The organism is Pseudomonas sp. JV245A, assembly GCF_032424515.1.
Taxonomy (GTDB): Bacteria; Pseudomonadota; Gammaproteobacteria; order Pseudomonadales; family Pseudomonadaceae; genus Aquipseudomonas; species Aquipseudomonas protegens.
The window spans coordinates 1-6,404 of sequence record NZ_VYKE01000211.1; the positions used below are offsets into that span (position 1 = coordinate 1).

Genomic DNA, 6,404 nt, shown 5'->3' on the forward strand with positions numbered 1-6,404 from the left:
CGCGGCCCGGGGTATTCCAGGATGTAGCGCGGCTGCCCCGCCACCGTGGTCAGGCGGATGCGGGTGGGCGGCTGGTGCGGATCGGCGGCGTGCAGCACCTGCCCCAGGTCGGCTGGGGCCGGCTCCAGTTGCAGCACCGGCAGGTGGGCCAGGTGCTCGGCCGGGGTCAGCTTGGGGTAGCCGACATACAGCATCACCACCCCGGAGATAAACCACAGGGCCATGAACAGGCAGGCAACGATGCCCAGCCAACGGTGCCAGAGGTACAGGTAACGCTTCATCACGGGCAACTCGCAGATGCGCGGGGCGCCACCGGGCGCCCCGCTGGCTCAGGTTAAAAGCGCGTTTGCAGCGCCAGTTCGAAGGTCCGCGGCGCCCCCAGGTACAGCTGGCTCGGCGCGGTGGTGCGGGCGTAGACCTGATCGGTGAGGTTGCGCACCCGCCCGGTGATCCGCGTATCGGCGTTCACCTGATAGCCGACAAAGGCACCGAAGATCGTGTAGGCCGGCGCGTAGCGGCTGTTGGCCGCATTGGCGTACATCGAAGACACGTAGCGGGCGTCGCTGCCCACCTGCCAGGACGGCGCCAGGTCATAGGTCAGCCACAGGTTGCCGACCTTGTCCGGAGTGTTGGTAGGCCTGTTGCCCTTGCGCGATACCGGGCGCCCGCCGACGTTTTCATAGAACTCGTCGTATTGGGCATCGACGTAGGCGAAGTTGCCTTCGGCCAGCAGCCTGGGCGTCACCCGCAGCGATGCCGCCAGTTCCACGCCCCGGGAAGACTGCTGCCCCACCGGTTGGCTGCTGCCGGGGTTGCTCGGGTCGGCGGTGGACAGGTTCTTGCGCTCGATGCGGTAGGCGGCCAGGGTCGCCGAGCCGCGGCCGTCGAGGAAATCGAACTTGCTGCCGACCTCCCACTGGTTGCCGGTGCTCAGGTCGAAGTCGCGCACCTGGCCATAGCTGGCGGTGGTCAGGATGCCCGCCGGCGGGTCGGCGGCGGTGCTGTATTGCACGTACACGTTGGCCGCCGGGGTCAGCTCATAGACCAGCCCCAGGCGCCCGGTGGTCGGGCGGTATTTACGCTGGAAGAACGCCGGGTTGGCCTCGGTGACGGCGCGGTAGTTGGTCACCTGCAGGTCGATCTGGTCGTGGCGCAGGCCGCTGAGCAGGGACAGGCGCTCGCTCAGTTGCAGGCGGTTTTCCAGGAACAGGGCCCAGGTGTCCACCTGGTTGCGGCGGTTCTTGTCGAAGCCGCGCTGCATGCCGGGCAAGTCCCAGAAGCTTCCCGGGTCGAAATCGCCCGGATCAACGCCGGGCAGTGAGCCCGACACCGAGCGCGGGAAGTTGCTCATCACGTTGTGGCTGTAGTCGATGCCCGCCGACCATTGGCTGTCCAGGCCGAACAGCGTGTTGTGATGCAGCAGCTCGAAGCGGTTGCCGTTGAGCTCCTGGGCGTGGCGCTGGAGCAGGATGCCGGAACGCACCACCTGGCTGTTGTCGCTGTTGTAGGCGTAGGTCTCCAGGTTGCGGTATTCGCGGTCGGCGTTGTAGTGGTACAGGGTGTTGCGCAGCGAAGTACGGTCATCGACCTGATAGTCGATGATCGAGCGCAACCACTGCACCCGCTGTTCGTAACGGCCATCACGGACGTTGTAGTTCTCGAAGCGCCGGCTCTTGTCCACCTCCATCTTGCCCCCCAACGGGTTCAGCGCCGGGGTGCCCCAGTAGGGGCTGTCGACGCGCTCGTCCTGGTACTCGTAGGCCAGGGTGTGGGACAGCTGGTCGTTGAAGTCCGTCAGCAGGGAGAAGGCCGTGGTCCAGGCGTCGCGCTGTTCACGGTCGACATAACCGTTGCTGGTGGTGTGGCTGAGGTCCAGGCGCGCGTAATGCCGCGGGCCGGCCCCCTCGTTCAGCGCGTGGTTGAAGCCGAAGGAGGTTTCAGTGCTGTCGTAGGAGCCATAGCTGACCCGCCCTTCATTGAACGACTCGGTGCGCGACGGCAGCTTGGTGATGTAGTTGATCGAACCGCCCACCGCGCCGGCGCCGTAGAGAAAGCTCGACGGCCCGCCGACGGCCTCGACCCGGTCGTAGATCCAGCTGTCCACCGGGCGCGCGGCGATGGAGTCGTACTGCACGCTGATGCCATTGAACAATTGGGTGATCTGCGCCCCTGAGAAGCCGCGATAGGACACGAAGCCCGGCACCCCGGGGGACGAGGCCGCGTTCATCCCCGGCACGCTGGCCAGGATGTCCTGGGTATTGGCGGCGCCGCGCTGCTCGATCTGCTGGCGGTTGACCACACTGATCGAAGCCGGGGTTTCCCGGGGCGTCAGGCCCAGGCGCGAACCGGTGCTGCCCTGGGTATCGAGTTGCAGGCCGACCTTGCGTTCTTCGTCGGTGCTGATGCGCATCTGCGGCAACTCCAGCGGGGAGTCGGCCAGGGCATTGAACGACAGGGCGCAGCACAGCGCCGCGCAGTGGGGGGAGCGATTGAGGTGTTTCATGGACTCGGACTCGAAAAAAAATCATCGAACAGCGTCCGGCAGCAGTCGCCGGAGCGACCGTGCAGCTAGTGCCGGAGGACGAGAAAGCGCGACCGCCGATGACGGTCGCCGGAGCGAGTCAGCCCAGAGGAGGTGCCCGGGGATTGAGCGCAGGCCAGCAAGAGCGCGGCGGTGCCTTGCTGCGCTGCTCGCCCCCCAGCCGTGGCGGGCGTTGGCGGCGCAGCATCCAGCCCAGGCAAAACAGCAGCGCGATGCCCAGGCTCACGGCCGAGCACAATGGGCACATGAACGTGCTCAATCCACCGGCGGCGGCCTGATCGCTGAAGTCGCCGTCCAGGGCCGGGCCCGGGTTGCCCATGGCGGAACAGAATTGCCCGCCGACGCCATTGAGCTCCAGCCCGGCCATCTGCCCGTGGCCCAGGCCACAGACGAACACGTTGAACAGCACGCAGAAATACAGCGTCCAGGCAATGTGGGGGCGATGGGGGGAGGCATGGGTCATGGCGGCAAGATTAACAGTGAAAAAAGCGGCGGAAAATCACCCATGCAGGGCAAGCGAGACTCATGGGCCTGCCAGCGGTGAGGTTGTGGCGAGCTTTATAGCCGACTCCCGAAGAGTGCAGTGTCGGACCAGAACTAAAAAGAAGGCGCATCGCCTCACCTTCAAAGCAGCTCCCAGCCCATACGGTCCCTGTAGCCGCCGCAGGCTGCGAACGACTGCGAAGCAGGCGCCGCTCTTGAGAGTGCTGAAGGTCCTGCGGCCCTTGTCGCAGCCTCGCAAGCTCGGCAGCGGTTACAAGCAGCGTCACCCTTCATCCTTATCGCCAGGCTATGTGCCCCAGCGCACAGACAACCCTCGCCTCTGCCCGGCAACCTCAAGGTTGCAGATTTTTGCCTGACACGCTCGTCGCGACGGTGCCTCGATTTGACCGCACGCCCCGCTCCCGGCCCTCCCTCGCACCCCGTGCCGAGGGACGGCTCTGTTATGCCAAGGAAAACATGGACAGTCATTGGACCCACGCATTCCTGAGGTTCTGGCGGCTGCCCGCCGCCCGATACGGCCAATGGAAGGCCTCGCGCAACAGCGTCGAATACCAGGCGCCGCTGCGCTCGGAGCTGTTCAGCACTGAACAGATGGCCCGCCACGGCACCCTGCTGGCGCAACAGCATCGCCTGAGCCCGAGCCGCACCCCGGACTGGCTGCTGGCCCGCCTGGCGGACAACGCCAGCGCCCTGGCCAGTTGCTGCAAGAGCCTGACCGCCGCCACCCACGCCTCCCCCCGGGCCACCCCCGCCGCGGAATGGCTGCTGGACAACTACTACCTGCTGGAAGAACAGATCCGCATCACCCGCACCCACCTGCCCCGGGGCTACAGCCGGCAGTTGCCGCGCCTGGCCAACGGCCAGTCGGCGGGCCTGCCGCGGGTCTATGACATCGCCCTGGAAACCATTTCCCACGGCGACGGCCGGGTCGACACCGACAGCCTGGGGCGCTTCGTCGACAGCTACCAGAGCGTCACCCCGCTGATGCTCGGCGAGCTATGGGCAATCCCCATCATGCTGCGCCTGGCCCTGATCGAGAACCTGCGCCGGGTGGCCTTCCGGGTCATGGCCAACTGGAGCGAACGCAACCTGGCCAACGACTGGGCCGACCGCCTGATGGAAACCGCCGAGCAGGACGCCAAGAGCGTGGTGCTGGCGGTGGCCGACATGGCCCGCTCGGCACCGCCCATGACCGCCGCCTTCGTCGCCGAGCTGGCGCGTCGCCTGCAAGGACAGAACGCGGCCCTGGTGCTGCCCCTGGCCTGGATCGAGCAACTGCTGGGGGAAACCGGGCTGAACATCGAGCGCCTGGTGCAGCTCGACGCCCAGCAGCAGGCCGCCGACCAGGTCTCCATCAGCAACAGCATCTCCAGCTTGCGCCTGCTCTCGGCCAGCAACTGGCGCGAGTTCGTCGAGCTGATGAGCCGGGTCGAACAGGTACTGGAACAGGACCCCGCGGGGGTCTACCGACGCATGGATTTCGCCACCCGCGACCATTACCGCCATGTGCTCGAACGCCTGGCCCGGCACTGCCGCCACAGTGAAGAACAGGTGGCCCGCCAGTGCATCGAGCTGGCCCGCGCCCAGTACCGCGCCGAGGCGCCGGAAGCCGTGGCCGGCCACGTCGGTCACTACCTGATCGGCGCTGGCCGGCGCACCCTGGAACAGCAGATCGGCGCCCGAGTCCCCCTGGCTGAACGTGGCCGCCGCCTGCTGACCCAGGCGCCCCTGGGCTTTTTCCTGGTGCCGGTGATCCTGCTCTCGGCCCTGTTCGCCTGGCCCTTCCTCAGTGCCCTGTATCAGGAAGCGACTTCCGGCCACTACTGGCTGGGGCTGTTGGCGGTGCCGGCGCTGCTGCTCGCCAGCCGGCTGGCCATCGGCCTGATCAACGGCCTGGTGACCCTGACCGTGGCCCCCGGCATCCTGCCGCGCCTGGACTACAGCGAAGGCATTGCTCCCCGAGCCCGGACCCTGGTGGCAGTGCCCTGCCTGATCGGCTGCACGGCGGATGTCGAGGAGCTGGTGGAAGGGCTGGAGGTGCGCTTCCTGGCCAACCGCGACGCCCAGCTGTATTTCGCCCTGCTCAGCGACTTTCTCGACGCCCCCAGCGAAACCCTGGACGCCGATGCCGGCCTGCTGATGCTGGCCCGGCAACGGATCGAGGCGCTGAACCTGAAGTACCCCGAAGAAGCCGTGGAGCGCTTCTACCTGCTGCACCGGCCACGCCTGTGGAACCCGGCGGAACATTGCTGGATGGGCCACGAACGCAAGCGCGGCAAGCTCGAAGACCTCAATGCCCTGCTGCGCGGCCGGGGTCGGGAGCGTTTTTCGCTGATCGTCGGCGATATCCAGGCACTGCCTGAAATCACCTACGTGATCACCCTGGACAGCGACACCCAGTTGCCCCGGGACGTGGCCCAGCAATGCGTGGGGGCCATGGACCATCCCCTGAACCGGCCCCTGGCCGACCCGTTGAGCGGGCGCATCGTCAGCGGCTACGGGATTCTCCAGCCGCGGGTCGGCATCAGCCTGTCGAGCACCGCCCGTTCGGCCTATGCCCGGCTGTTCGCCAGCGACGCCGGGATCGACCCCTATACCCGCGCCGTATCGGACGTCTATCAGGACCTGTTCCAGGAAGGCTCCTTCGTCGGCAAGGGCATCTATGCCGTAGACACCTTCGAGCAGACCCTGGGCGGGCGCTTCGCCGACAACCGGATCCTCAGCCATGACCTGATCGAGGGCTGCTACGCCCGCTCCGGGCTGCTCAGCGATGTGCAGCTGTTCGAGGAATACCCGGCCCGCTACAGCGCCGACGTCAAGCGCCGCCAGCGCTGGATCCGCGGTGACTGGCAACTGCTGCCGTGGCTCCTGCCCTGGTCGCCCAAGGCCGGTGGAGGCCTGGAAAGCAATCGCCTGAGCCCCCTGGCGCGCTGGAAGATCCTCGACAACCTGCGCCGCAGCCTGGAGCCCATGGCCCTGCTGGGCATGCTGCTGTGGGGCTGGCTGGGGGCCACCCACCCCGTGGCCTGGACCCTGGCGGTGCTGATTCTGCTGCTGGTGCTGCCACTGTCGGCGGCCTTTCGCGAGCTGCTGGAAAAGACCCCGGATGTGCCCCTGCAACAACATCTGGTGGCCGCCTTGGGCACAGCCGGCCAGCACCTGTCCCGGGCGCTGCTGCCCCTGGCCTGGCTGCCCCATGAGGTGGCCTACAGCCTGGGTGCCCTGGGCCGCGCGCTATGGCGCATGAGCATCAGCAAGGAGTATCGCCTGCAATGGCAACCGTCCCGGGAAGCCGAACGCGGCCCCGATGACAGCCTGCTGGAGCTCTACCGGCGGATGTGGGTCGGCCCGGCCCTGG

The 6,404-nt window shown here is 67.1% G+C and carries 2 protein-coding genes and 2 pseudogenes; 1 reads left to right on the forward strand and 3 read right to left on the reverse strand.

Annotated features, from left to right (window positions below; all coding sequences use genetic code 11):
* The 3 genes and pseudogenes from F6S12_RS28875 to F6S12_RS28885 form a co-directional block, all read right to left on the reverse strand.
* Positions 1 to 281 (reverse strand): annotated as a pseudogene (locus tag F6S12_RS28875) (PepSY domain-containing protein); the annotation flags it as partial.
* A 53-nt stretch (positions 282 to 334) separates the two neighbouring features.
* On the reverse strand, positions 335 to 2,503 hold the full coding sequence (locus F6S12_RS28880; protein ID WP_123430445.1) for a TonB-dependent receptor: 2,169 nt from the start codon (positions 2,501 to 2,503) through the stop codon (positions 335 to 337).
* 118 nt (positions 2,504 to 2,621) lie between these two features.
* On the reverse strand, positions 2,622 to 3,005 hold the full coding sequence (locus F6S12_RS28885) for a DUF2946 family protein (protein ID WP_053152829.1): 384 nt from the start codon (positions 3,003 to 3,005) through the stop codon (positions 2,622 to 2,624).
* Between the two features lie 497 nt (positions 3,006 to 3,502).
* Here F6S12_RS28885 and F6S12_RS28890 point away from each other — a divergent pair.
* Positions 3,503 to 6,404, forward strand: a pseudogene (locus tag F6S12_RS28890) (cyclic beta 1-2 glucan synthetase); the annotation flags it as partial.